The following is a 25,404-nucleotide window of genomic DNA, read 5'->3' on the forward strand; positions in this document are numbered from 1 at the left end:
CTGACAGGTCCCCTTCGCGAGCAAGCCCGCTCCCACATGGGTTATTTACTGTTCACAAAACTCTAACCCGTCAGACACGATCCCGGGGGATCAAAACCTGTAGCTGCTGCGCCAGAAAATCCGCATCGAACGCAAAGGTATCCGGGTCCTTCAAGCCATTGGTCTTGCGCCACTGCCAGGCGTTAGACGGCGGCATGCACACCAGCGAAACGCTGCCATAGCGCGCAGCGGTAAAGCCCATCACTGCCAGGGAAATCTGCCCACCGGCGCCCATCACATCCGGCACGAACTCCACCGGTTTTCCGGCAATCGCTATGGACAGTTTCTCGGTCTTGAACGTCGACGTCTCGACCGGCACGCTCGGCCCGAACGCAACATAGGCTTCACGTGTCACCTCCAGCAGATTCGGCGCCAGCACCGGCTCCAGCCATTGCTGGATCTGATCGAACAAATCGCCGATGCGCGTCGCCCACTCGGCCGATTGCGCCTCAAACACTTGTTTCTTGTGCGCTTCACTTTCTGCGTAGTGGCGAAGCATCTCGCCCAGTTGCCGTACGTCGTCCATTGCGGTGTTCCTTTGGTTGGAGCGGTATTGCGGACTTCGAGCATGGCAGATGCGCGCACGCTGCGTACGACTAATACCTGACGACAGTTTGCACCGTCACGTAATCGCGGGCACTGCAGGTGCGCACTTCACCTGACAAACGGAGCACGATATGCGCACCATCGGCCTGATCGGCGGCATGAGCCGGGAGTCCAGCGCCGAGTATTACCGCCTGATCAACCAGCAGGTACGCGAGCGCCCTGGGCGAGTGACTCAGCCGACCTTGGGCATGCGACGCAGGCGCGCCATGCTCAAGGTGTCCACCAGCACGCCGTCGCGTACGGCGTAATCACGCAACAGGCCTTCGGATTCGAAACCGAACTTGCGATACAGCGCAATGGCCGCTTCGTTGTCGGCGTACACCGAAAGCTCGACGCGCTGCAGGTTCATCCAGTTGTCGGCGATATCCAGCGCCGTAGTGAGCAGCCTGGAGCCCACGCCCTTGCCCTGCCACGCCACCGCAACGCCCATGCCGAAACTGCCGGCATGGCTGCGACGAATGCGTGAGAACTGCTCCAGGCCAATATTGCCGATGACCGTACCTTGATGCAGGGCCACCAGTTTCACCAGGCGTTCGTTATCCAGCGCCAGGCGACTGCGCCAGAGTTCGGTGGACTGAAACGGCATTTGCAGGGTTTGACGGGCTATTGCAGGATCGTTGTACAGCGCCGTAATGCCTTCGATATGGGATTCGTTGAAGCGTTCGAGGGTGATGACGGGATCAGTGGCTGGCATGGGTGAATCATCCTTGAAGCAGACATGGCCGTTCACTCTATAACGCTTCCTTCCAGCATGGCGAGAACCAATGTGGGAGCGGGCTTGCTCGCGAAGGCGCCATCACATCCAACGTTGAAGGTGTCTGGTCAACCGCTTTCGCGAGCAAGCCCGCTCCCACAATTTCATCGCGCTCAGCTTTGGAACCACTCCCGGCGCTCGCTGAAGGTGTTTTCAATCAATTCGACGATCATCCGTACCGGCGCGTCGTTCCCGGAATCGGCGTTGACCGCCATCCACACCTGACGCCGCATCGGCTGGTCAAACAGGTCCGGCAAGGCAATCAGCCCGCGGTCTAAGTGGCTCATGTAGTGCGGCAACAGGCCGATGCAGGCACTGCAACGGATCATCTCCAGCATCAGCTCCCAGGATTGCAGTTGCACCGCTCCGGCCAGGCGTTCATCCACCAGTGCATTCCATGGCCGGAAGCTTTCGACATGGCCATCCTGCCGCCATTGCACCAGGAGAAAATCTGCCAGGTCATCCAGGCGTTCCGGCCTGGAGGCAACCCGCGAATAGCGCTTGGCAATGTGCGGCAGGTAATCGAGCTGCGCCAGTCGCCGGGGTTCTGTGGTGGCAAAGCTCGGCCCCGGTAACGGCGAGCCGGTCTCGCCCAGCCACACCACCACGTCGGCGCTGACTGCCTGCAATGACAATTCGCTGTCCAGGGTCATGATGTCCAGTCGCACACTGGCGTTGCGCCGCAGCAGCGCAACCAGGTCGCGACCGAGAACGTCACGCAGGATCGAGTCCGCCACGGCCAGCCGAATCAACGGCTGCTCGATCACCGGCAAGTTGCGCTCATGGGCCAGGGCTATCAATTGTGCGTGCAAGCGCAAGCCATCGCGGCTGAGGCTCAAGCCATTGTCTGAATGGTTGAACAGCGAACACTGCAGCTGCGTTTCCAGCAGCACCAATTGCCTGCGCAGGCGGGTGGCCTTGATGTTGAGACTGCGGGCGGCCTGCATGAAACAACCGCAACGGGCACTGACGGTGAAACACAGCGCCAGTTCGGGGTCGAGCCCTGCAGCCAACTGGCGCCATGACGCATTTTTATCGATGGCTATACGATACTCGGCAGCCCCCTGGTGGGCGCTGGTTTCCATGACTGACATCGAGGACTCCCTGTCGACCTTGCAATGACAGTTGCATCCTGCGGATCATTCATGAACCTGCTGTGAAAATGACTCAGGCGCTGGGTGTTTGCCGAAAGCTCACGGCCAGGCGATTCCAGCTGTTGATGGTGGTGACGGCAATGGTCAAGTCGACCATTTCGCTTTCACTGAACTGCTCCCGGGTTTGCGCGTAGACATCGTCCGGCACGTGGCTTTCGGAGAGTAAGGTGACCGCCTCGGTCCAGGCCAGCGCGGCTCTTTCCCGCGGATTGAAAAAGTTACTGTCACGCCAGACCACGATGGAATACAGGCGCCGATCGCTTTCGCCCAGGCGTCTGGCATCCACCGAGTGCATGTCGGTGCAAAAGGCACAGCCGTTAAGCTGCGATGCGCGAATCTTGATCAGGTGCAGCAGGCCCAGCTCGATGCTCAGGCTGCTGGTCAGGGCCTCCATGGCGATCATGGCTTTCATCGCCTTAGGAGACGCGCTGTAGTAATCCAGACGGGGGTTCATGGAACGATCTCGTGCAGCCGTGAGGTAATCTTCACGGTAGCCGCTGGCGCGGGGGCATGACAGATCCAATTCGGCGATTTCCCCGTGGACCACCGCCACCAGACCAATTGACGGTTTTTCCACCGCACAACTTCTGCACCACCGGCGGATAAGGGTAATCTTGCGCGACGCACACGCGCCTCAATCGCCCCGGAGCCTCGCCGGTATGGAACTACATGTTGTCATCAACGGTCGCAAGGACCTGGCCGGCCAGCTGTACAACCAACTGCGCAGCGCCATCGAGTCCGGTCGCCTGGCCGCCGGGACGCAGCTGCCGCCCAGTCGTTTGCTGGCCGAACAATTGGGTATTTCGCGCAAGACCATATCCGATACCTACGCTCAGCTGACCTACGAAAACTTCCTCACCGGAGTGGTCGGCAAAGGCACCTACGTCAACGCGCGCACCTCAAAGGTGCAGCGTAAACAGAGCCATTGCGAGCTCGCCGGTTTCGAGGTGATCGAATCCTGGCGCAACCTGCCGGTGTTTCTGCGTCACCCGACCCTGGAAGGCTCGCTACGCTACGACTTCATCGGTGGTGCGACCAGCAAGGGCCAGTTCCCCCAGGATGACTGGCGGCGCTGCACCTCCCATGCACTGCGCCAGATTGCCGGTTCCAAGGGCTTCTACAGTTTGCCAGAGGGCCTGCCGGCCTTGCGCAACGCCATTGCGCGGCACATCGCGTTCTCCCGCGGGGTCAACTGCCAGGATGAGGATGTGGTGGTGTGCAACGGCGCGCAGCAGGCGCTGGACCTGATCGCCCGGGTGCTGATCAGTCCGGGCAGCCTGGTCGCTGTGGAGGACCCCGGCTACCCGCCGGCGCGCCTGCTGTTCGGCACCCATGGCGCGACGGTGATCGGCGTGCCGGTGGACGCCGAAGGCATCGTGGTGGACAAAATCCCGCACGGCACGCGCCTGATCTACGTCACCCCTTCGCACCAGTTCCCGCTGGGCATGCCGATGAGCCAGGCGCGCCGGGTGGCACTGCTGGCCAAGGCCCACGAGTTGGGCGCGATCATCATCGAAGACGACTACGACAGCGAGTTCCGCTACGAGGGCCGTCCCACCGATTCCCTGCAAAGCATGGATGAACGCGGAGTCGTCGCGTACGTCGGGACTTTTTCCAAAACCCTGCTGCCCGAACTGCGCCTGGGCTATGGGATTTTGCCACCGGCGATCCTTGAGGCCGTGGTGCGCGCCAAGCAGCTCACCGACCTGCACACCTCGACCCTGCCGCAATGGGCGCTGGCCAAGTTCATCGCCGAAGGCTGCCTGCTCAAGCACATTCGGCGCTGCCATACGATCTATGCCGGCCGCCGTGAGCGGATCCTGGCGCGCATGGCCGGCGACCTATCGCCCTGGCTGGAGGCCGTGCCGACCACTGCCGGCTTCCACATGGCGGTGATGTGCAAAGTGCCGCTGGATATTCCATTAGTGATCGAACTGGCGAAAAAAGTCGAAGTCGGGCTCTATGCCATCGACAGCTTTTTCTATCAGCAAGCGCCCAGGGCCGGACTTTGGTTCGGTTTTGGCGCCATCGAAACCCTCGACATCGACATCGCCCTGGACCGTTTGCGCGACATCCTGCAACAGGTGGCCTGACGGATTGGCCTGCGTCTTTATCCGGCGATTGGCTATTGGCGGTCCCGGGGTGCAGGCCTATCCTGCATAGGCGTTATCCCTCAATGAGCAGGATTCGTCCGGCCTGATTCAGGAGTGTGAGCAATGTCCCATGAAGTGATCAATACCGTACAGGTACAGGCCGCCGCCGGCCGCTCGGATGAACTGGGCAGGCAATTGCAGAAGATTGTCGAAACCCTGCGTGAACTTCCCGGCTGCGATTCCTATATGGTCGACCGCTGCCCCGAGGACACCAATCGCTGGACCGTCAGCGCCCACTGGCAATCGGAAGCGGCCATGCGATCGCATTTCAACTGCCCCGAAGTCCAGGGCTTCATCAGCCTGATCGATAGCCAACTGGCCAATGCCGTGGACTTCAACAGTTTTCCGATCGTCTGAAAGATCGCAGCCTGCGGCAGCTCCAACACGGGCTGCGATCTTTGCTTTGGTCCCCTCGCCTTCCGGAATATTGGCTGTTTAACCGCTACCGCTTGCGCACTACTGTGGTTTGCAACAACTAACCACCACAGGTAAAGAACCATGAACATGTTGCGTTTCTGTGCAGCCTCCCTCGCCGCCCTGGCCCTGACTGTGTCCGCATCGGCCTTTGCCCATGACTCTTCGGAAAAGGTCACCGTTTTACAGGACCAGATGCTGAAAAATGCCCCGGGCAAAAAGGCTTTGATGATCGAGGTTGACTACCAGCCAGGCCAATCGTCCATTGCCCACAAGCACGATGGCACGGCCATGGCCTATGTGCTTTCCGGGTCGATCACTTCTCAGGTGAAAGGCGAAAAAGCGGTCACCTACAAGGCCGGTGAGTACTGGTACGAACCCGCAGGTTCGGAACACTTGGTCTCGAAAAACGCCAGTACAACCAAGCCGGCGAAGCTGTTGGTGTTCATGGTATTGGCCCCCGACGAGAAAGTGTTGATCCCATTGGAAAACTGATGGCTGAACGTACAGCTATAAATAAAAAGGCTCGAATGGCAAATTCGGGCCTTTTTATTTCCCGAGGCAATTAACCACAGACTGTTAAACCAAACAAAACTATTGGCCGTTGCATAAGTACGGAGATTGGCTATTTAAATAAAACATCCAGGGTTTAGTCTTGAGTCACCGCCGGCACAGCACCGGCAACTTCAACTTTCGACTGATTTGTTTCACTGGAGAAACACCATGAAACTCGCACTTGTCAGTACGCTGACCATAACGGTTGTCTTAACCGGTTGCTCGATCCCTACCGCGCCCACGGCGGTCTCTTCGCTCAATGGCATTTTCACCGAACCGGTAGGCCGCAGCGGTGCCACCCTGATTACCAACGGCAGCGATGTCTCGCTGGGAATCGTCTACAGCCAGAATACCCAGACGAACCGTGCCTATCTGCGGGACTACCAGGCCAACGCCGGCACCGGTTTCGGTCAGAGCCTGCTGGTGCAGCCGATTCATGACGCCTACGTAGCCACTTCCAGGCCAGACCTGGCGGTGGATTGGGTCAAGGCCTCCCTGCAGCGGCAATTCGGCTCGGTTACGGTGTATCCGGACATGCAGAGCCTCAGGGCGGCAAAACCGGATGTGATGGCGGTGGTCGACACCCGTAGTCAACTGATAACGTCGCGTAGTTCGGATATACAGGCGGATGTCAGTGCGGACTTTTACGACAAGAACTTCAACTACATCGGAACTGCACAAGGCCATGATGCCAAGGCACTTAGTCCGGTCTGGGCTGACTACAAACGCAGTGAAGAGATAGTGGCCGATATTAATGAACAACAGAATGTACAAGTTCGGGCGTTGCAAAAGTTTGACCAGTCGCTCAGTAATTTACTGACCAGCCCGACAAGTAATGTATCGATGAACGCTGAAAAAACTTCAGTCTTCAAATAATTAATGGGTGCTTATATCCCCTTCGCGGGCAAGCCCGCTCCCACAGGATTTTGTGTCGTCCACACAACTTGTGTGCACCTTGATCCACTGTGGGAGCGGGCTTGGTCCGGGCGGCGTTCCGACGATGAGGCCCTCCTGATCACTACAAAAACTCAAACAAAAAAGCCCCGCATCTTTCAATGCGGGGCTTTTTCATTCAACGCCTGATCAGGCCGCCGGTTCCAGCTCCGCGGCGACAGCGGCAGGCACTGCCGCTTGACCGCTCAACGCCAGGTCCAGCAGTTCGCGGTTGGCCACCGCGTACATGGCGTAGTCCGTGCCGCTGGCGGCACGGATTTCCACCAGCATGACACGCCAGCGCTCGATCATGCTTTCGTGCTGCGCCATCCACAGGGAGAGCCGTGTTTCCACGTCCTGGGTGCCGTCGCCCTGTTGCAGGACCGAGATGGTGATCGCGCGTTGCTGCCAGTCGACGTCATCGCGGAACGCTTCACGGGCCAGGGCCTGCCAGTTGTTTTCAACCGGCAGAGCGCTGATCTGTTGCATGTACCAGGTGATGTCCAGCGCGCTGCCCACGGCGAAGTAGGCCTTGGCCACCTCAGCCGGATCCTGGCCGGTCACGTCGGAAGCCTCGATGATCGGCAGCAGGGTGTACAGGTGCGAGGTACCCGCCACCATACGCGCCAGCAACTCCGGCACACCGGCTTCGACATAGGCCTGATAACGGCGCTGCCAGGTTTCACGGATCTCGCCACTGAGCAGCTCGTCGAGCTTCAGGCCCAACTCTTTCAAGTGCGGACCAAAGTGCGCGACGTCACGGGCAGCGTTCTGCTCGTTGCGACGGGCACGCAGGAACCAGCGCGTAGCGCGACGGCCCAGGCGCATCAGCTCGTCCATCAGCTCCAGTTGAACGTCGGCCGAAACCTGGTAGTCCAGGTTTTCGATCTGACGGAACCAGTGCGGGAGATGGAAAATGTCACGCACGATCACATAGGCGCCGGCTACGTTCGCCGGGCTCATGCCGGTCGACTCTTTGAGTCGTTGAACGAAGGTGATGCCCATGTGGTTCACCAGATCGTTGGCGATCTGGGTGCTGACGATTTCACGCTTCAGACGGTGGCGGCGCATGGCCGCGGAGAACTTGCTCACCAGCGTTGGCGGGAAAGCGGTTTCCATGTCACGGGTCAGGTAGTCGTCGTCCGGCACCAGGGAGCCCAGCAACTGCTCCTTGAGGTCGATCTTGCTGTAGGAGATCAGCACCGACAGCTCGGCACGAGTCAGGCCATGGCCTTCGGCAATGCGCTCGTTGATTGCATCTTCGGCCGGCAGGAACTCGATGGCGCGATCCAGCTTGCCGCGGCCTTCCAGATCGTTCATCAGGCGCTTGTATTCGGCAATCCGCGGCAATGCACGGCGGGCTGCCAACGACAGGGCCTGAGTCTGCTTGTAGTTGTTGCCCAACACCAGGCCACCGACTTCGTCGGTCATGCTCGCCAGCAACTGGTTACGTTGCTTGTCGGTCATGTCGCCGGCCTGAACCACTTCGTTGAGCAGGATCTTGATGTTCACTTCGTGGTCGGAGCAGTCCACGCCACCGGCATTGTCGATGAAGTCGGTGTTGGAGCCGCCGCCATTGAGGCCGAACTCGACGCGACCCAGTTGGGTCATGCCCAGGTTACCGCCCTCGCCCACGACTTTGCAGCGCAGTTCGTTGCCGTTCACGCGCAGTGCATCGTTGGCCTTGTCGCCGACATCGGCGTGGCTTTCGCTGCTGGCTTTGACGTAAGTACCGATACCGCCGTTCCACAGCAGATCCACCGGCGCCTTGAGCAAGGCGTTGAGCAGTTCGGTCGGGGTCAGCTTGTCGGCCGAGATGTCGAAGCGTTCCTGCATTTGCGGGGAAATCGCAATGCTCTTCGCGCTACGGGAGAAGATGCCGCCGCCTTCGGACATGATGCTGGTGTCGTAGTCCGACCAGGCCGAACGCGGCAGGTCGAACAGGCGCTGACGCTCGGCGAAGCTCGACGCCGGCTCAGGGTTCGGATCGATGAAGATGTGCAGGTGGTTGAATGCCGCGACCAGTTGCAGCTTGTCGGACATCAGCAAGCCGTTACCGAACACGTCACCGGCCATGTCGCCGACACCCACTACGGTGATGCTGTCTTCCTGGACATTGATGCCGCGCTCGCGGAAGTGGCGCTGAACGCCAACCCACGCGCCCTTGGCGGTGATGCCCATCTTCTTGTGGTCGTAACCGGCCGAACCACCGGACGCAAACGCGTCACCCAGCCAGAAGCCGTAGTCGATGGCGATGCCGTTGGCGATGTCGGAGAAGGTCGCAGTGCCCTTGTCCGCGGCCACGACCAGGTACGGGTCATCGTGGTCATGACGCACGACGTTGGCCGGTGGCACCAGGGCGCCGTCCTTCAGGTTGTCGGTGATGTCCAACAGGCCCGAAATGAAGATGCGGTAGCAGGCGATGCCCTCGGCTGCGATCTCGTCACGGCTGCCGCCCAGTGGCAGGCGACGCGGCAGGAAGCCGCCCTTCGCACCCACCGGCACGATCACCGAGTTCTTCACTTGCTGGGCTTTTACCAGGCCCAGGACTTCGGTACGGAAGTCTTCTTCACGGTCGGACCAACGCAGGCCGCCACGGGCCACGTTGCCGAAGCGCAGGTGCACGCCTTCGACCCGCGGCGAGTAAACGAAGATTTCGAACTTCGGTACCGGCTTCGGCAGTTCAGGGATCAAGTGCGGGTTGAACTTGAAGCTGAAGTACGACTTGTTATGGCCGTTGGCATCGGTCTGGTAGAAGTTGGTGCGCAGGGTGGCCTTGATCAGGTCCAGGTAGCGACGCAGGATGCGGTCTTCGTTCAGTACCTGGACGTCGTCCAGGGCGCTGAGAATCGCGTGTTCCAGGCGTTGCTGCTTGTCTCCCAGATCGTCGCCGGTCAGCTTGCGCGCCAGGTAGAAGCGGGTCTTGAACAACCGGGTCAACTCGCGAGCGATGTCAGTGTGGTTGTTCAGGGTGCTGGCGATGTAGCCCAGGTCGAAGCCCAGACGAATCTGCTTCATGTAGCGGGCGTAGGCACGCAGCAACGCGACGTCGCGCCATGGCAGGCCGGCGGTCAGCACCAGACGGTTGAACGCGTCGTTCTCGGCTTCGCCACGCACGATGTGGACGAATGCGTCCTGCAGCGTGTCGTTGAGTTGCTGGATGTCGAGTTCCAGGCCTTCGGCGGCGGTGAACGCGAAGTCATGAATCCAGAATTCGCGACCATTGCTGTGACGCAGGTGATACGGGAACTCGCCCAGCACGCGCAGACCGAGGTTTTCCAGGATCGGCAGGACGTCGGACAGTGCCAGCGGCGTATCGGCGTGGTACAGCTTGCAATGCAGCTGGCGCTGACCGGCGACCTGGCCCAGCGGCTGATAGAAGCTCATCACCAGCGGGTTCTTGTCGCTCAGGCTCAACAGATGCTGCATGTCGACCACAGCGGAATGCGCGGCGAAACGCTCGCGGTAACCGGCCGGGAAGCCTTTCGGGAAATCGGCCAGCACGTTGGTGCCCTGGGCTTCACCGAAGCTCTCGACGGTCAGTGCGGCGTAGTCGTCCTGCCAGCTGCGGCAGGCCTGCACCACTTCTTTTTCCAGCAGCAGCGGGTCGATGTCGAGGCGGTTTTTCGGGTCGACGCGCAGGATCAGCTGCACGCGGGCCAGCACGGACTCGGAGAAGAAGGTCCAGAACTCGCAGTCGGTCGCTTTCAGGCGATCCATCAGCACTTGCTGGATCTTCTGGCGCACTTCGGTGGAGTAGATGTCACGCGGCACGTAGGCCAGGCAGTAGCAGAAACGGCCGTACGGGTCTTTGCGCAGGAACACGCGAATCTTGTTGCGCTCCTGGATCTGCACGATCGACATCACGGTGCTGAACAGTTCGTCCACCGGGGTCTGGAACAGATCGTCGCGCGGCAGCACTTCGAGCACCTGCGCCAGTTCCTTGCCCAGGTGAGCCTTGGCCTGGAAGCCGGAGCGGTGTTCGATTTCCTCGACCTTGCGGCGGATGTACGGGATCACCCGCACGCTCTCGCCATACACCGACGAGGTGTACAGGCCCATGAAACGGCATTCCTTGATGACCTTGCCGTTGGCGTCAACTTCACGGATCGACACGAAATCCGGGTAAGCCGGACGGTGGACACGGCTTGGGTGCGAAGCCTTGGCGAACGACAGCAGGGTCGGTTCGCGCAGGTAGTTCACGGCGTAGTCTTCGATGCGCAGGTCATCGTAGGTCAGGCCGGCACGCAGCAGCTTGGTCAGGCCGAGGAAGGAATCCTTGTCGTAGACGATGTGGCCGCCATCGGCTTCATCGCTGACCACGAACTCTTCATAACCGAGGAAGGTGAAGTGGTTGCCCACCAGCCATTCCAGGAAGCTCTTGATTTCGTTTTTCTCGTCGCCATCGACGGCGAACTGGCTGTTGTCCAGCTTGGTCAGGATCTCCTGGACCTTGGCCTTCATCGGCTCGAAATCGCCGACGGCCACGCGGACTTCACCGAGCACCTGCTCCAGCTCTTTGCTCAGGACATTGAGCTCGGCGGTGTTGGCGCAGCGGTCGATTTCCAGGTACATCAGCGATTCTTGCTGAATGTCGTCGCCCTGGGTGCCCTTGGGCAGGATTTCCAGCAACTCGCCCTTGCTGCCACGACGCACGCTGAGCACGGTGGTTTGCAGGGTATGGATGCTGTAACCGCGGCGGTTCAGCTCGGTACGCACCGAGTCCACCAGGAATGGCAGGTCGTGGTGCAGCACTTCGACCGCCGTGTGGGTCGACTGCCAGCCGTGGCGTTCGTAATCGGGGTTGAAGACGCGCACTTGCGGTTGCGCGTGATCGAAGCGCTCAAGCAGGCGCCATGCAGAAAGCGTGCAGCCAGCAAGGTCGGACAACCGACGCTGGGTCAGCTCGTCAAGGGAAATGATGCCGAAGAATTGTTCAGCGAACAGCGCCACTTGTGGCAGTGCCTGTTCACTGATGTGCTGCGCCAGTGCCGCTTGCAGTTGGTGCTGGAAGTCGGCTTTGCTGGCTGCGGTGAAGAACGCCATCTGTGGTACTCCGCTTGGGCTTGTTATTGATGAAAGCGTCGCGCGAAACCCCTTTCGGGGCTACGTTTCAAAGCTAGCCGTCACCCGGCTCCTGATTCTCGGGCAGAGGAAACAGGGTGACAGGTGGGTGAAGCTGGACGAGACACTCAGGTCACATTCACCTTCCGTGAATGGGCATCTGCAAAAACGACTGGGCTGCGTGCAGCGCAATGTCTTTACGGGTGCTCATCCGTTGCGCAGCTTAACGAGTGCGGCAAGGCCCGTGCTTGCGGTGCTGCGACATATTCGGTCAACGGCACGCAGCTTGAGGGCGGCGTATCGAACAACACTAGCATTCGTACAGGAAAATGACGGTTTTCCGTCCGGTTTTACGGGACATCCGTACCAGAAATGACCAGCAACACTTTGCTCGGTCACAACTCATCCTCTGACACCCGGACGAGCAGAAATGTGCGCGGGCTGGCAGAATCGCCCTTTACTGCGTTTACCACGCCCGTCGAGCCAGGAATTTCCCATGAAAATGAAAACCGCCCTCTTGATCGTCAACCCTTGCGACGACGAAGAAGACAACATGGCCATGCTCTGCTGCCATAGCGACCAGGGCGAAATGTTCCTGATGAGCCGCTACCCGGATGAAGACGAGCTGGAAATCACCCTCGACGGCGAACCTTCGACCCTGGATGGCGTGAAAGTCACCCTGAGCCCTTCCCTGCTGAAGATCGAAATTGCGGCTGCCGATGCCGATGCGCTCAATGGGGATGATGTGCTGGAGATCACTTTTGATGCCGACATGACGGATCTGGCTGAAGTGGAAGAAACCCTGCAGAACATTCTCAAAGGTACTGGCACCTATATCAGCCAGATTTGATGGTGCCTGAGCGGGCGCCTTCGCGAGCAAGCCCGCTCCCACATTTGATCGCATTCTTGCCGGAATAACGCGGTCGACTGTGGGAGCGGGCTTGCTCGCGAAGAGACCCGAAAGAACACCACCAGCCTGCAACCTGTAGAAAGTTCCTACAACGATTGCCAACCATTTCCTGCACATTGCGCAAAATGCCGTTAGTCGGCGCCCCCCGCGATGGATTAAAGTAACGCCCCCAGCCCTGGCGTCTTTCGAACGTCCTCGGCCACCCTTTTGCAGGAACAGTCATCGATGGAACATCGTGAAGCGCTGCTGGCGCTGCGAACCTTTCTTTCAACGCAGATTCTCGGCCAGGAAAAGCTCATCGAGCGCTTGCTCATCGCCCTGCTCGCCGACGGCCACATGCTGGTCGAGGGGGCTCCTGGCCTGGCCAAGACCAAGGCCATCAAAGAACTTGCCGAAGGCATCGAAGCTCAGTTCCACCGCATCCAGTTCACCCCCGACCTGTTGCCGGCCGACATTACCGGCACGGAAATCTACCGCCCGGAAACCGGCAGTTTCGTGTTCCAGCAAGGCCCGATCTTCCACAACCTGGTATTGGCGGACGAAATCAACCGCGCCCCGGCCAAGGTCCAGTCGGCCTTGCTCGAAGCCATGGGCGAGCGGCAGGTCAGTGTCGGGCGCAGCACCTATGAGCTGTCGCCGCTGTTTCTGGTGATGGCCACGCAGAACCCGATCGAGCAGGAAGGCACCTACCCGCTGCCGGAAGCCCAGCTCGACCGCTTCCTGATGCACGTGAAGATCGGTTTCCCGGACGCGACGGTTGAACGCAAGATCCTGCAACAGGCCCGCGGTGAAGCGCTCAACGGCGAAGCGAAGCCTGAGCGTCGGGTGACTCAACAGACGATTTTTGTCGCACGCAAGGAAATCCTCGGTCTGTACATGGCCGACGCCGTGGAGGAATACCTGGTGCAACTGGTCATGGCCACCCGCACCCCGGCCAAGTTCGATCCAGAGATGGCCGAGTGGATCGCCTACGGCGCCAGCCCGCGCGGTTCGATTGCCCTGGACCGCTGCGCCCGCGCCCACGCCTGGCTGGCCGGACGCGACTTCGTCAGCCCCGAAGATATCCAGGCCGTGTTGTTCGACGTGCTGCGCCATCGCATCATTTTGTCCTTTGAAGCCGAAGCCGCCGGCATCGATCAGGACCGGGTGGTCCAGCGGATTCTCGACGTCGTAGCCGTCGCTTGACCCTGATGAACGCCAGCCTGCCGCCCGAGCCGGGCATCCGTGTCAGCCTCGCCGACCTGATCGAGATGCGCCATCGCGTGCGCGAAGTGCAGCTGTTTTCCACGCCGAGCCAACGCAGCCCGCTGATCGGCCTGCACCATTCCAAATTGCGCGGACGTGGCGTCGACTTCGATCAGGTGCGGGTCTATCAGGCCGGCGACGATGTGCGCACCATTGACTGGCGTGTGACCGCGCGCACCCAGGAACCCCACACCAAGCTGTTCCACGAAGAACGCGAGCGACCGATTTTCATCATGGTCGAACAAAGCCGCCGGCTGTTTTTCGGCTCGGGCCTGATGTTCAAGTCGGTGCTCGCCGCCCAGGCCGCGAGCCTGATCGGTTGGGCAGCCCTGGGGCACAACGACCGGGTCGGCGGCCTGGTGTATGGCGACAATGTGCACTACGAAATCAAGCCTCGGCGCAGCAAGCAAAGCCTGTTGCAGTTGCTCAACCGGCTGGTGCGGGTCAACCAGTCGCTGACCACCGAAGGCGAACCGGACCGCGACGCCTTCGGTATCGCCCTGCGCCGCGCCCGGGAAGTGTCACGCCCGGGCAGCCTGGTGATCGTGATCTGCGATGAACGCGCCCTGTCGGACAGTGCCGAGCAACAGCTGAGCCTGTTATCGCGCCATTGCGACCTGTTGCTGCTGCCGCTGTCCGATCCGCTGGATCATGCCCTGCCCGCCGCCGGCCTTTTACGTTTCGCCGAGCGCGGTGCGCAACTGGAGCTCGACACGCTGAATTTCGACCTGCGCCAGACCTACCGGGCCCAGGCCGAAGCACGCATCGCTCGCTGGGAGCTGCTCGCGCAGAAACTGCGTGTGCTGCTGATGCCCCTGAGCACCCAGAGCGAGATGGTCGAGCAATTGCGCGAGTACCTGAACCCACAGAACTCGGGGAAAGGTCGATGAGCGGCCTTGATCAACTGCAACCACTGATATCCCCGCCACCGGTGGAATTCTGGCCTCCGGCACCGGGTTGGTGGTTGCTGCTTTTGTTGGTGCCACTGATCGGGTTGGGCCTGTGGAAGCTGCGACACTTCATTCCACGCAAACGCCCGGTGGTGCGAGCTGAACAACCGCTGGACCCGGTGCGCCTGGCCGCCCTTGCAGAGCTGGCCTTGATGCCCAAACCCTACGACGGTGCGCCGGCCGGTGCCTGGCTGCAGCAACTCAACGGTTTACTCAAGCGCCTGTGCCGCAACCACTATCCCTACAGCCAGAGCCACACCCTCAACGGCCGCAAATGGCTGGCATTCCTCGACAACCGCTGCCCGGCGGCCGGGTTGACCCGCTGGATGGTGCTGGTCGAAGGCGCCTACAAACCCGAATGCAAACTCGACGACAAGGCCATCGCCGGCCTGACCCAGGCCGTCGACACATGGATTCGCAAGCATGTTTGAGTTCGCCTGGCCGTGGATATTCGCCCTGTTGCCGCTGCCGTGGCTGATGCGCATCGTATTGCCGGTAGCCGACAGTGGCGAACCGGCGCTCAAGGTCAGCTTCCTCAGCGACCTGGAAGGCCTCGCCGGGCGTCGCGCCCGGGCCAACCTGCCGGCATGGCGCCAGCAAGCCCCCTTCATCGTGCTGTGGCTGTTGCTGCTGGTCGCGGCGGCGCGCCCGCAGTGGCTCGGCGAACCCTTGCCGATAGCCGCCAGTGGCCGTGACTTGCTGGTAGCCGTGGACGTTTCCGGTTCCATGGACTTCCCTGACATGCAGTGGCAGAACGAAGAAGTGAGCCGACTGGCGTTGGTCCAGCACCTGCTCGGCGATTTCCTCGAAAGCCGCGAAGGTGACCGGGTCGGCCTGATCCTGTTCGGTAGCCAGGCCTACCTGCAAGCCCCGCTGACCTTCGACCGCCACACCGTACGCGTCTGGCTCGACGAAGCACGCATCGGTATTGCCGGCAAAAACACCGCCATCGGCGATGCCATCGGCCTTGCCCTCAAACGCCTGCGCTCGCGCCCGGCAACAAGCCGCGTGCTGATCCTGGTCACCGACGGCGCCAACAATGGCGGTGAAATCGACCCGCTTACCGCAGCGCGGCTGGCGGCCAAGGAAGGGGTGAAAATCTACCCGATCGGCATCGGTGCCGATCCGGAGCAAAGTGGCACGGTCGGCTTCCTCGGCGTCAATCCGAGCCTGGACCTCGACGAGCCGTCCCTCAAAGCCATCGCCGAAGCCACCGGCGGCCAGTATTTCCGCGCCCACGATGGCAAGGAACTGCAATCGATCAAGGACACCCTCGATCAACTGGAACCCGTGGCCCAGCAACCGACCCAGGCCCGCCCGGCCCAAGCCTTGTATCACTGGCCACTGGCCCTGGCGCTGTGGTTGAGCATGTTGCTGCTGGTCCCCGTACTCTGGCCGGACAACCCCTTGCAACGCCTGGTTACCAAGGATCTGTTTTTGCAAACGCAATTGCTGCCCGACTGGCGCCAACGGCTCAAACGCCTGCGCCTGCGGAGGCGCCGATGAGTGCGCTGTGGCCTTACTGGTTCCGCCCCTGGTGGCTGTTGTTGCTGCCGGTGCTTGGCTGGCTGCTCTGGCAACTCTGGCACCGCAAGAAGCGCGCCGGGCGCTGGCAGATGATCCTGCCACCGGCCTTTCACGCGGCACTGCTCAGCGGTGGCAGTGGTCGCGACAGTAAATTGCCCTGGATCGCCCTCGGTCTGGCATGGCTGTTGACCGTGCTCGCCCTGTTGGGTCCGAGCTGGCAGCGCGTCGAGCAGACCAGTCAAAAGCCCGCCGATCCGCTGGTGGTGATTCTCGAGCTGACCCCGGAAATGCTCGCCACCGACGTCACGCCCAACCGACTGGAACAGGCACGACGCAAGCTGCTTGACCTGCTGCAGATTCGCAGCGACGCGCAAACCGCCATCGTTGTTTACGCCGGCAGTGCCCACACGCTGGTACCGCTGTCAGATGACCTTTCCACCAGCCGCAATCTGTTGGATGCGCTGAAACCGTCGTTGATGCCAGAGGCCGGTCATCGCGCCGATCTGGCGGTGCTCAAGGCCCTGGCGCTGCTCGATCAGGCTGCTTTGGGCGACGGCCGGATCCTGCTGATCGGTTCGTCCCTGACCGACCAGGAGCGGCTGGGCATCCGTCGTGCGCTGATCGGCAAATCGACTCAATTGCTGATGCTCGGCATCGGCACCGCCGAAGGCTCGCCCATCACCCAAGAGGACGGCAGCTTCCTCAAGGATGAACAAGGCGCAATCCTCGTGCCGCGCCTCGACGAGCCCGGTTTGAAAAATTTTGCCAACGACCTGGATGGCCGCTATCGCCAGGCGCGCCTGGACGATAGCGATCTGCACGCCCTTGGCTTGCTCGACGGTCCACGCCACTTGCGCAACGACGGTCAGACCTTGCGCCTGGACACCTGGGCCGATCAGGGTTACTGGCTGCTGCTGCCGCTGTTGCTGCTCGCGGCCTGCGCGGGACGTCGCGGTTGGCTGCTGTGCCTGCCGCTGCTATGGGTGCTGCCTCAACCGAGCTACGCCTTTGACCTCGCGGACCTTTGGCTTCGTCCTGATCAACAAGGTTTGCACCTGCTCAAGCAGAAACGCCCGGCGGAGGCCTCCCGACGCTTCGAAAACCATCAGTGGCAAGGCGTGGCACTCTATGAGGCCGGCGACTACGCAGGTGCCGCCGAGCGGTTTGCCGAAGGCGACGATGCCCACGCCCACTACAATCGAGGCAATGCCCTGGCCAAACTCGGGGAGCTTGAGGCGGCCCTGGACGCTTACGAGCAGGCTCTGGAACGTCAACCGGATTTGCGTCCGGCACTGACCAACAAAGCGCTGGTCGAACGTCTGCTCAAGGAGAAAAACACACCACCGGCTCCTGAGCCAGACGAAGCCGGCAATGCCCGGCCCGAAGACGAATCCCGGGAGCCACCGCCCGGTGCCGCCGCCCAGCCCTCGAGCAGCGGCGAACCGAAAACCGAGGGGCAACCGACCCGCCCGGGTGAGGAGCAACCAGCCACCAGACCGCCGAAACCGGGGACCAACGAGGTACCGGGCAGCGAACTGGGTGACGAACAACACACCACACCACCCTTGCGCCCGGCCACCGACAGCATCGAAGGTGAACAGCGCCAGGCACTGGAGCAGTGGCTGCGGCAGATCCCGGATGACCCGGGAGAGCTGCTCAGGCGCAAATTCTGGTACGAACAGCAACAACATCAGGATCAGGAAGAAACTCGATGACCCGCTTCACCGTTTTATTGCTCGCGCTGCTGCATGGCCTGTTGTTCTGCATGGTTCAGGCACACGCAGCAGAACTGGTCGCCAGTGTTGATCGCAGTCGCCTGAGCTCGGGCGAGACGGTCGAGCTGACCCTGGAATCCAGCGATGTCACTCAATTCGGCAAACCCGATCTGACAGCGCTGGAGCCATTGTTCGAAGTGCGCGGCACACGCCAGGTCAACCAGTTGAACACCCTGAGTGGTGAAAACCAGGCCACCACCCGCTGGATCGTCACCCTTCTGCCCCGGCAAAACGGCAGCGTGGTGATTCCGCCACTGCAACTGGGCGAACTGCAGAGCCAGCCGATCACCCTGCAGGTGGTCGAGAGCGAAACACCGGACAACCCGGACAAACGGGCCCCGGTATTCATCGATGCCAGCCTCGATCAAACCAGCGTGTACGTACAGGCCCAGGCGATCCTGACCTTGCGCATTTACCATTCGGTGTCGCTGTACGACGACAGCAGCCTGCCGCCGTTGCAGATACCTGATGCACGCATCGAACAATTGGGCGACTCACGCACCTACGAAAAAGACATCGATGGCCAGCGCCATGGCGTGATCGAAATGCGTTATGCGATCTACCCGCAACACAGCGGCGAACTGATCATTCCGGCGCAGGTCTTCAACGCCGCGCTGGTCGATGCGCAACCAGCACAGGACGCGGCCCAAGTGCCGAAATCCGGCAAGCAGATGCCCGTCACCTCGGCCGAACTGCTGTTGACGGTCAAGGCCAAACCCATCACTTGGCCGGCCGATGCCCCCTGGCTGCCTGCGCGCAGCCTGACCCTGAGCGAAAACTGGAACCCGGAGCCGGATCATACCCAGGTCGGTGATTCCCTGACCCGCAGCCTGACAGTGACGGCCGAAGGCTTGTCCAGCACCCAACTGCCACCGCTGCCCGGCACCGATGTCGGCGGCCTGCGCCGCTACCCGGATCAACCGGTACTCGGCAACCAAATCAGCGAACGCGGCCTGGTCGGCAGCCGTGAAGACCGCGAGGCCCTGGTACCGACACGGACCGGCGCCATCGAACTGCCCACTGTCGACGTGGTCTGGTGGAACACCTTCGAAGACCATCTGGAACACAGCAGCCTGCCGGCTCGCACACTGCACGTGGCGGCCAATCCGAGCCTGATGGTCGACACACCGGCCGGTGCCTTACCGATCGACGCTGGCGCCGACAGCGAAGCACTCTGGCGCTGGAAGCTCAGCACCTTGGTCCTGGCCTGCACCACCCTGCTCGGCTTCGGCCTCTGGTGGCGCGGCCGCTGGCAACCGGCGGTGGCACGCGTCGCGCAAACCGGCCCGAGCCCCCGTACCGTGCTCGACGACCTCAAGCGCGCCTGCCAGGCCAACGATTCCCACGCCACCCGCCAGGCCCTCGACGCCTGGGCCCGCCAACAGCCGGAAACCCTGGCCGACATGGCCGCCCGCTTCGTGCCACTGTCCAACGCCCTCGACGGCCTGAACGGCGCGCTGTACAGCGAAACCGGCCAGTACTGGCAAGGTGACGAGTTGTGGCGGGCGATCAAGGCGATCCCGATGGCCGAACGGGTGCAGGATCCGGTAGGTGACAGTGGGTTGCCGCCGCTTTACCCGAAATAACTCACCCTTGAGACAAAGAGCACAACCTGTGGGAGCGAGATTGCTCGCGAATGCGGTGTGTCAGACACATCATTGTTGCATGGGCCAACGCTTTCGCGAGCAAGCTCGCTCCCACAGTTAATCGGGTATTGCCTTAAGATCGGGGCTGCCACAGGTTGAGTGCCTGACCACCTCGGGAGCGTTTGCCAGTAAACTCTCCCCCCTTTCGCCGCCTTCATTTTTCACGCGGCCACCACCTATTTTTGTACCGGAGTCCGCCTTGCGCTTGTTTCACACCTCCGACTGGCACCTGGGGCAAAACCTGCACGGCCAGGATCGCGATTTCGAACATGGCTGTTTTCTTGACTGGCTGTTACTCCAGCTCAAGCTGGATCAGCCGGATGTGCTGTTGATCGCCGGCGATATCTTCGACACGGTCAACCCACCGGTCAAAGCCCAGGAACGCCTCTACGACTTCATCGTCAGCGCCCACGAGCAGCAGCCGTCGCTGACCATCGTGATGATTGCCGGCAACCACGATTCCGGCTCGCGGATCGAGCTGCCGGCCCCCTTGATGCGCCGCTTGCGCACCCATGCGCTCGGTCGTGTGCAGTGGCTGGATGACGGGCAGCTGGATGCCGAGCGCCTGTTGTTGCCGTTGCCTGACGCCAGTGGTGCGCTCGCCGGCTGGTGCCTGGCGCTGCCGTTCCTGCGCCCGGCGGAAGTCACCGGCGCGCATTTGGGTGACAACTACCTGCGCGGGATCGGTCAGGTGCACGAATGGCTGATTGAGGCGGCCAACGCCAAGCGCCAGCCGGGCCAGGCCCTGATCGCCATCAGCCACGCGCACATGGCCGGTGGTTCGGTGTCGGAAGACTCCGAGCGCAGCCTGATCATCGGCAACGCCGAAGCCCTGCCCGCCAGCCTGTTCGGGCCGAGCATCAGCTACGTGGCCCTCGGCCACTTACACAAGCCGCAGAAGGTCAACGGCGAGGAGCGCATCCGCTACAGCGGCTCGCCGATTCCGCTGTCGTTCTCCGAGATCAGCTATCAGCACCAGATTCTCGACATCAAGCTCGACGGCGAAACCCTGGTCAGCGTCGAGCCGAAACTGATCCCCCGCGCGGTCAACCTGCAACGCATCGGCCCGGCGCCATTGAGCGAGATCCTGCTGCAACTGGCGGACCTGCCGAACATCGACCTGTTGGCCGAGATCCAGCGCCAGCCGTGGCTGGAGGTGCGGGTGCGCCTCGATGAGCCGCAGCCCGACCTGCGCAATCAAGTGGAAACCGCCCTGCAAGGCAAGGCCGTGCGCCTGGTGCGCATCGCCGCCGAGTACGCCGGCACCGGCGGTCGTGACGGTGCCGACGAAGGCAGCACCCTGATCGAACTGGACCAGCTCACGCCTCAGGAACTGTTCAGCCGCGCCTGGCAGGACAACTACGGCAGCGAGGTCGACGCGCAAACCCTCAAGGACTTTGCCGAGCTGTTGCAGGACGTGCAGATGGAGAGCGAACAACCATGAAAATCCTCGCGATCCGCCTGAAAAACCTCGCCTCCCTGGCCGGGCCGTTTGAAGTCGACTTCACCGCCGAACCCCTGGCCAGTGCCGGACTATTCGCCATCACCGGCCCCACCGGCGCCGGCAAAAGCACCTTGCTCGATGCCCTGTGCCTGGCGCTGTTTGGCGCCGTACCACGCCTGAACAACACCGGCCGCGACGCCAAGGTACCGGACGCCGACGGCGAAATCGGCACCGGCGACCCGCGAACCCTGCTGCGTCGCGGCACCGGTGAAGGCTATGCTGAAGTGGATTTCGTGGGAGTCGACGGCCGCCGTTACCGCGCCCGCTGGGAAGCCAATCGCGCTCGGGACAAGGCCGGTGGCAAACTGCAAGCCAGCCGCCAGAGCCTGCGCGACATCGATCAGGATCAATTGCTGGCCAGCCAGAAAGGCGAATACAAGACTCAGCTCGAAGCCGCGCTGGGGCTGAATTTCGAACAGTTCACCCGCGCGGTGATGTTGGCGCAAAGCGAATTCAGCGCATTCCTCAAGGCCGATGACAACGACCGCAGCGAACTGCTGGAAAAACTCACCGACACGGCGCTCTACACTCGCCTCGGTCGTCGGGCCTTCGACAAGACCAAAGAAGCCCGCGAGGCGCACAAGCTGCTGCAGGATCAGGCCAGCGGTGTGACGCCACTGTCGCCCGAAGCCCGCGCGGAACTGGATGAGCGCTTCAACCAGGCGCAGCAGCAACTCAAGACCCGACAGGCGCAGCTCAAAGAGCTTGAACTGCAGGACACCTGGCTCAAGAACCTGCGTCGACTGCAGGACGAGCATCTGGCCGCCAGCGAACAACTGCAATCGGCGCAGACCCACTGGGAAGCCCTGACCAGTGAGCGCTTGAGGCTCACCCGCCTCGAACAACTGGCCCCGCAACGACACCAGTTTGCCCGTAAAACCGAGGTCGACGCGCTGCTGACACCCTTGGCGGCGCAAATTGCCTTGCACACGCAGCAGCATGGCGAACTCGGCGAACGTCAGACGCAGCTTGAGCAACAGCTCAGCGCCGCCCGGATCGCCTTGAGCGAAACCCGACAACGGCAAACCGACAGCGCGCCGTCGCTCCGTCAGGCCTTCGAAGCGCAAAGCACCCTCGCCCGCCTGGCCAAGGACACCGCCCTCAGCGCCGAAGCCAGGCAACAGGCGCAACAGGCCTGCACCCAGGGCCTGGGCACGATTCAGGCCTTGCTCGATCAGCAAGCCCGTGGCGCCGCGGACTTGCAGCGCATCGCCACCGGGCTGGAGCAAAGCACCCATCTGGCACCGTTGAGCGATGCCTGGAATGCCTACCGTGATCGCCTGCAACAGTTGATGTTGATCGGCAGCCGGTTGAATCAGGGTCAGGCCGAACTGGTCAGCCTCGAACAAAACGCCGCGAGCACCGAACAAGCGCTTACCGCGCAGAAGCAACAACTGGAGGTGCTGTTCAAGGAGGCCGGCGCCGAACCGGATGCCGTCGCCGAGCAGATCGGCATTCTGGGCAGCCTGTTGCAGGACAACCGCAAGCAACTGCGCGCCGTCGAAGACCTTGCGCGCCTGTGGGCCAGCCAGCAGGACCTGGACAAACGCGGTGCCGAGTTGCAACAGCGCCAGCTCAGCGCGCAACAGGAACGTGAGCGCCTGACCCAGGACGGGGTCAAGGCCAAGGCTGATCTGAGCGTTGCCGAACAGACCCTCAACATCACGCGCGAGCTGCTGGAGCGCCAGCGTCTGGCGCGCAGTGCCAGTGTCGAAGAGCTGCGCGCGCAGTTGCAGGACGATCAGCCATGCCCGGTCTGCGGCAGCAACGAGCACCCCTATCATCAGCCCGAAGCCCTGCTGCAAAGCCTCGGTCGTTTTGATGAAAGCGAACAGGCCAACGCGCAGAAGGCCGTTGACCTGCTCAAGGAAAAACTCACTGACCTGCGTGCCGAAGTCGGCGGGCTGATCGCCCAGCAAAAGGAACTGCTGCAACAGCAGGAGCAACTGGCGGCCCAGCAGCATGCCCTCGCCCCAAGCCTGGAAGCCCATCCGCTGGCTGCCCAACTGCTGAATCAGGATGCCGCCAAACGCAACGCCTGGCTCAACCAGCAAAACAGTCAGCTCAACCAGAGCATCAGCCAGGACGAGCAACGGCAGAGCGCCCTGCTCACCCTGCAACAGGATGCCGCGCGCCTGACCCAGCAACTGCGCCATGCCGAAACCGCGCACCAGCAAGCAGCCCAACACCTGAGCAATCAACAGCGCGAACTGGGCAACGACCGCCAGCGCCTGGACGAAGAACTCAAGGCATTTGCCAGCCTGCTGCCGTCCGAGACCCTGCAAGCGCTGCGCGTCGAGCCGGCCGCGACCTTCATGCAGCTCGACCGGCAGATCGCCGAGCGCCTGGCGCAACTCGAGCAACAAAAGGAAGAACTGGCCGAGCAGCAACAGCGCCAGCAAAACCTGGAGAAGGAACAGGATCGCCAGCAAAGCCGCGTGCAGCAATTGCAAGCCGCCGAACAGCAGTTCAATGGGCTGGCGGAGCAGCAACAGGCGAGCCAGCACACGCTCGGTCAACTACTCGGCGAACACAGCAGCGCCGAGCATTGGCAGCAGCAACTGGAACAGGCCGTGGAGCAGGCGCGCAGTGCCGAAACCAGCACCGTGCAGACACTGCAAAACGTCCTCACGCAGTCAGTGCAAATCGCCGCCGAACTCAAGGCCCAGCAGGAGCGCTTGCACGCACTGGAAGTTGAAGAACGTGAGCTCGCCGGCAAGATCGGCGACTGGCGTGCCCGCCATCCCGAGCTGGATGACGGCGGCCTCGAAGACTTGCTGCGCGTCGATGACACCCAGGTCAGCGAACTGCGCCAGCGCTTGCAGCACAGTGAAAAAGCCATCGAACAGGCCAGCGTCCTGGTGCAGGAGCGCGACAAGCGCCTGCTCGATCACCAGGCGCAACACAACGGCAACCTTGATGCAGAGCAATTGGCCGGTGCGCTGATCGACCTGCAAAACCTCGCCGCCACCAGCGAGCAACACTGCGCCGAACTGCGCGCCGAACAGGCCGAGGACCAGCGCCGGCAGAACGCCAATCAGGCCCTGGCGCAGCAGACTGCCGACGCCTACAACGAGTATCAACGCTGGGCGCGCCTGAATGCGTTGATCGGCTCCGCCACCGGCGATACCTTCCGCAAGATCGCCCAGGCCTACAACCTCGACCTGCTGGTGCATCACGCCAACGTGCAATTGCGCCAACTGGTGCGCCGCTATCGCCTCAAACGCGGCGGCAGCATGCTCGGCCTGCTGGTGATGGACACCGAAATGGGCGACGAACTGCGCTCGGTGCATTCGCTGTCCGGTGGCGAGACCTTCCTGGTGTCGCTGGCGCTCGCCCTCGGCCTGGCGTCGATGGCCTCGAGCACGCTGAAAATCGAGTCGCTGTTCATCGACGAAGGCTTCGGCAGCCTCGACCCGGAATCCTTGCAACTGGCCATGGACGCCCTCGACGGCTTGCAGGCCCAGGGCCGCAAGGTCGCGGTGATTTCCCACGTACAGGAAATGCACGAACGGATTCCGGTGCAGATTCAGGTCCAGCGCCAGGGCAACGGCCTGAGCACCCTGGAGGTGAAATGAACAGGCTGTATTCCTTCCGCCGCTGCCCGTACGCCATGCGCGCACGCATGGCCCTTCACTACTCGGGCGTGGCCGTGGACATCGTCGAAGTCAGCCTGAAGGCCAAGCCCGCCGAAATGCTCGCGCTGTCGGGCAAAGGCACGGTGCCGGTGCTGAGCGTCGATGGCCGGGTGATCGACGAAAGCCTCGACATCATGCGCTGGGCGCTGGCGCAGAACGATCCGCAGGACTGGCTGCTCAAGGATGATCCTGACGCTGCGGCGCAAATCGCCCCGTTGATCGAACAGAACGATCAGGTGTTCAAGGTGCACTTGAATCGCTACAAGTACGCCGAGCGTTATCCCGAGCAGCCGATGGCGGTTTATCGCGGCGAGGGCGAGGCGTTTTTGCAAAGGCTGGAGGCGTTGCTGGAGGGACGCGACTACTTGCTGGCGAACCATCCGAGCCTGGCCGATGTGGCGTTGATGCCCTTCGTGCGCCAGTTCGCCCACGTCGACCGCGAATGGTTCGCGCAGACGCCGTATCGGCGTTTGCAGGATTGGTTGCAGCGGTTTCTGGAGTCGGAACTCTTTACTTCAATCATGAAGAAATAGGCCA

The 25,404-nt window shown here is 61.8% G+C and carries 19 protein-coding genes and 1 pseudogene; 15 read left to right on the forward strand and 5 right to left on the reverse strand.

Translation table 11 applies throughout. The features are described 5' to 3' along the window. Window positions 1-70 precede the first annotated feature (70 nt). On the reverse strand, window positions 71-565 hold the full coding sequence (locus AC07W4_RS18180; RefSeq protein ID WP_495033405.1) for a hypothetical protein: 495 nt from the start codon (window positions 563-565) through the stop codon (window positions 71-73). Window positions 566-716: 151 nt separating this feature from the next. Here AC07W4_RS18180 and AC07W4_RS18185 point away from each other — a divergent pair. Beyond that, window positions 717-836: pseudogene (locus tag AC07W4_RS18185) on the forward strand (aspartate/glutamate racemase); the annotation flags it as partial. Here AC07W4_RS18185 and AC07W4_RS18190 read toward each other — a convergent pair. From AC07W4_RS18190 to AC07W4_RS18200, 3 genes are all read right to left on the reverse strand, one after another. Continuing rightward, window positions 818-1,339, reverse strand: a complete 522-nt coding sequence (locus AC07W4_RS18190; protein ID WP_495033406.1) for a GNAT family N-acetyltransferase — start codon at window positions 1,337-1,339, stop codon at window positions 818-820. The pseudogene AC07W4_RS18185 and the gene AC07W4_RS18190 sit on opposite strands and share 19 nt — an antisense overlap. A gap of 173 nt (window positions 1,340-1,512) precedes the next feature. Further along, a complete protein-coding gene (locus AC07W4_RS18195) occupies window positions 1,513-2,493 on the reverse strand; it encodes a LysR substrate-binding domain-containing protein (protein ID WP_495033407.1) in 981 nt (326 codons plus the stop codon). Between the two features lie 73 nt (window positions 2,494-2,566). Next, a complete protein-coding gene (locus AC07W4_RS18200; protein WP_495033426.1) occupies window positions 2,567-3,007 on the reverse strand; it encodes a carboxymuconolactone decarboxylase family protein in 441 nt (146 codons plus the stop codon). Window positions 3,008-3,212: 205 nt separating this feature from the next. Here AC07W4_RS18200 and pdxR point away from each other — a divergent pair, with 205 nt between their 5' ends. The 4 genes from pdxR to AC07W4_RS18220 all read left to right on the forward strand — a co-directional run bounded on the left by pdxR (window position 3,213) and on the right by AC07W4_RS18220 (window position 6,551). Next, window positions 3,213-4,646, forward strand: coding sequence for a MocR-like pyridoxine biosynthesis transcription factor PdxR (gene pdxR / locus AC07W4_RS18205; protein WP_495033408.1), 1,434 nt, complete (start codon window positions 3,213-3,215; stop codon window positions 4,644-4,646). 123 nt (window positions 4,647-4,769) lie between these two features. Beyond that, window positions 4,770-5,063, forward strand: coding sequence for an antibiotic biosynthesis monooxygenase family protein (locus tag AC07W4_RS18210; protein WP_495033409.1), 294 nt, complete (start codon window positions 4,770-4,772; stop codon window positions 5,061-5,063). A 141-nt stretch (window positions 5,064-5,204) separates the two neighbouring features. Then, the gene (locus AC07W4_RS18215; protein ID WP_495033410.1) at window positions 5,205-5,615 is read left to right on the forward strand and encodes a cupin domain-containing protein; all 411 of its coding nucleotides are present in this window, start codon (window positions 5,205-5,207) and stop codon (window positions 5,613-5,615) included. Between the two features lie 228 nt (window positions 5,616-5,843). After that, window positions 5,844-6,551, forward strand: a complete 708-nt coding sequence (locus AC07W4_RS18220) for an ATPase (protein ID WP_495033411.1) — start codon at window positions 5,844-5,846, stop codon at window positions 6,549-6,551. 207 nt (window positions 6,552-6,758) lie between these two features. Here the strand turns inward: AC07W4_RS18220 and AC07W4_RS18225 are convergent, their stop codons facing one another. Beyond that, window positions 6,759-11,654, reverse strand: coding sequence for an NAD-glutamate dehydrogenase (locus AC07W4_RS18225; protein ID WP_495033412.1), 4,896 nt, complete (start codon window positions 11,652-11,654; stop codon window positions 6,759-6,761). 514 nt (window positions 11,655-12,168) lie between these two features. Between AC07W4_RS18225 and AC07W4_RS18230 the strand changes: the two genes are divergently transcribed. The 10 genes from AC07W4_RS18230 (at window position 12,169) to AC07W4_RS18275 (ending at window position 25,400) form a co-directional block, all read left to right on the forward strand. Then, the gene (locus AC07W4_RS18230; protein ID WP_495033413.1) at window positions 12,169-12,522 is read left to right on the forward strand and encodes a hypothetical protein; all 354 of its coding nucleotides are present in this window, start codon (window positions 12,169-12,171) and stop codon (window positions 12,520-12,522) included. A 285-nt stretch (window positions 12,523-12,807) separates the two neighbouring features. Next, window positions 12,808-13,767 carry an AAA family ATPase gene (locus AC07W4_RS18235; protein WP_008049510.1) on the forward strand — a complete coding sequence of 320 codons (960 nt, stop codon included), beginning with the start codon at window positions 12,808-12,810 and terminating at the stop codon, window positions 13,765-13,767. 5 nt (window positions 13,768-13,772) lie between these two features. Next, window positions 13,773-14,717, forward strand: a complete 945-nt coding sequence (locus tag AC07W4_RS18240; protein WP_008049511.1) for a DUF58 domain-containing protein — start codon at window positions 13,773-13,775, stop codon at window positions 14,715-14,717. After that, a complete protein-coding gene (locus tag AC07W4_RS18245) occupies window positions 14,714-15,208 on the forward strand; it encodes a DUF4381 domain-containing protein (RefSeq protein ID WP_008049512.1) in 495 nt (164 codons plus the stop codon). Before AC07W4_RS18240 ends, AC07W4_RS18245 begins: the two co-directional genes overlap by 4 nt. Continuing rightward, entirely contained in the window at window positions 15,201-16,283 is a 1,083-nt protein-coding gene (locus AC07W4_RS18250; RefSeq protein ID WP_008049513.1) for a vWA domain-containing protein, read from the forward strand. Before AC07W4_RS18245 ends, AC07W4_RS18250 begins: the two co-directional genes overlap by 8 nt. Next, window positions 16,280-18,019: a vWA domain-containing protein gene (locus tag AC07W4_RS18255; RefSeq protein WP_495033414.1), complete on the forward strand. Its 1,740-nt coding sequence runs from the start codon at window positions 16,280-16,282 to the stop codon at window positions 18,017-18,019. The genes AC07W4_RS18250 and AC07W4_RS18255 overlap by 4 nt, the downstream gene beginning before the upstream one ends. Then, the gene (locus tag AC07W4_RS18260) at window positions 18,016-19,665 is read left to right on the forward strand and encodes a BatD family protein (RefSeq protein ID WP_495033415.1); all 1,650 of its coding nucleotides are present in this window, start codon (window positions 18,016-18,018) and stop codon (window positions 19,663-19,665) included. Before AC07W4_RS18255 ends, AC07W4_RS18260 begins: the two co-directional genes overlap by 4 nt. Window positions 19,666-19,924: 259 nt before the next feature. Beyond that, window positions 19,925-21,169, forward strand: coding sequence for an exonuclease SbcCD subunit D C-terminal domain-containing protein (locus tag AC07W4_RS18265; protein WP_495033416.1), 1,245 nt, complete (start codon window positions 19,925-19,927; stop codon window positions 21,167-21,169). Then, the gene (locus tag AC07W4_RS18270; protein ID WP_495033417.1) at window positions 21,166-24,807 is read left to right on the forward strand and encodes an AAA family ATPase; all 3,642 of its coding nucleotides are present in this window, start codon (window positions 21,166-21,168) and stop codon (window positions 24,805-24,807) included. The genes AC07W4_RS18265 and AC07W4_RS18270 overlap by 4 nt, the downstream gene beginning before the upstream one ends. Next, window positions 24,804-25,400 carry a glutathione S-transferase gene (locus tag AC07W4_RS18275; RefSeq protein ID WP_495033418.1) on the forward strand — a complete coding sequence of 199 codons (597 nt, stop codon included), beginning with the start codon at window positions 24,804-24,806 and terminating at the stop codon, window positions 25,398-25,400. Before AC07W4_RS18270 ends, AC07W4_RS18275 begins: the two co-directional genes overlap by 4 nt. Window positions 25,401-25,404: the final 4 nt, after the last annotated feature.

This window comes from Pseudomonas sp. GW821-FHT02A08, from assembly GCF_059422045.1.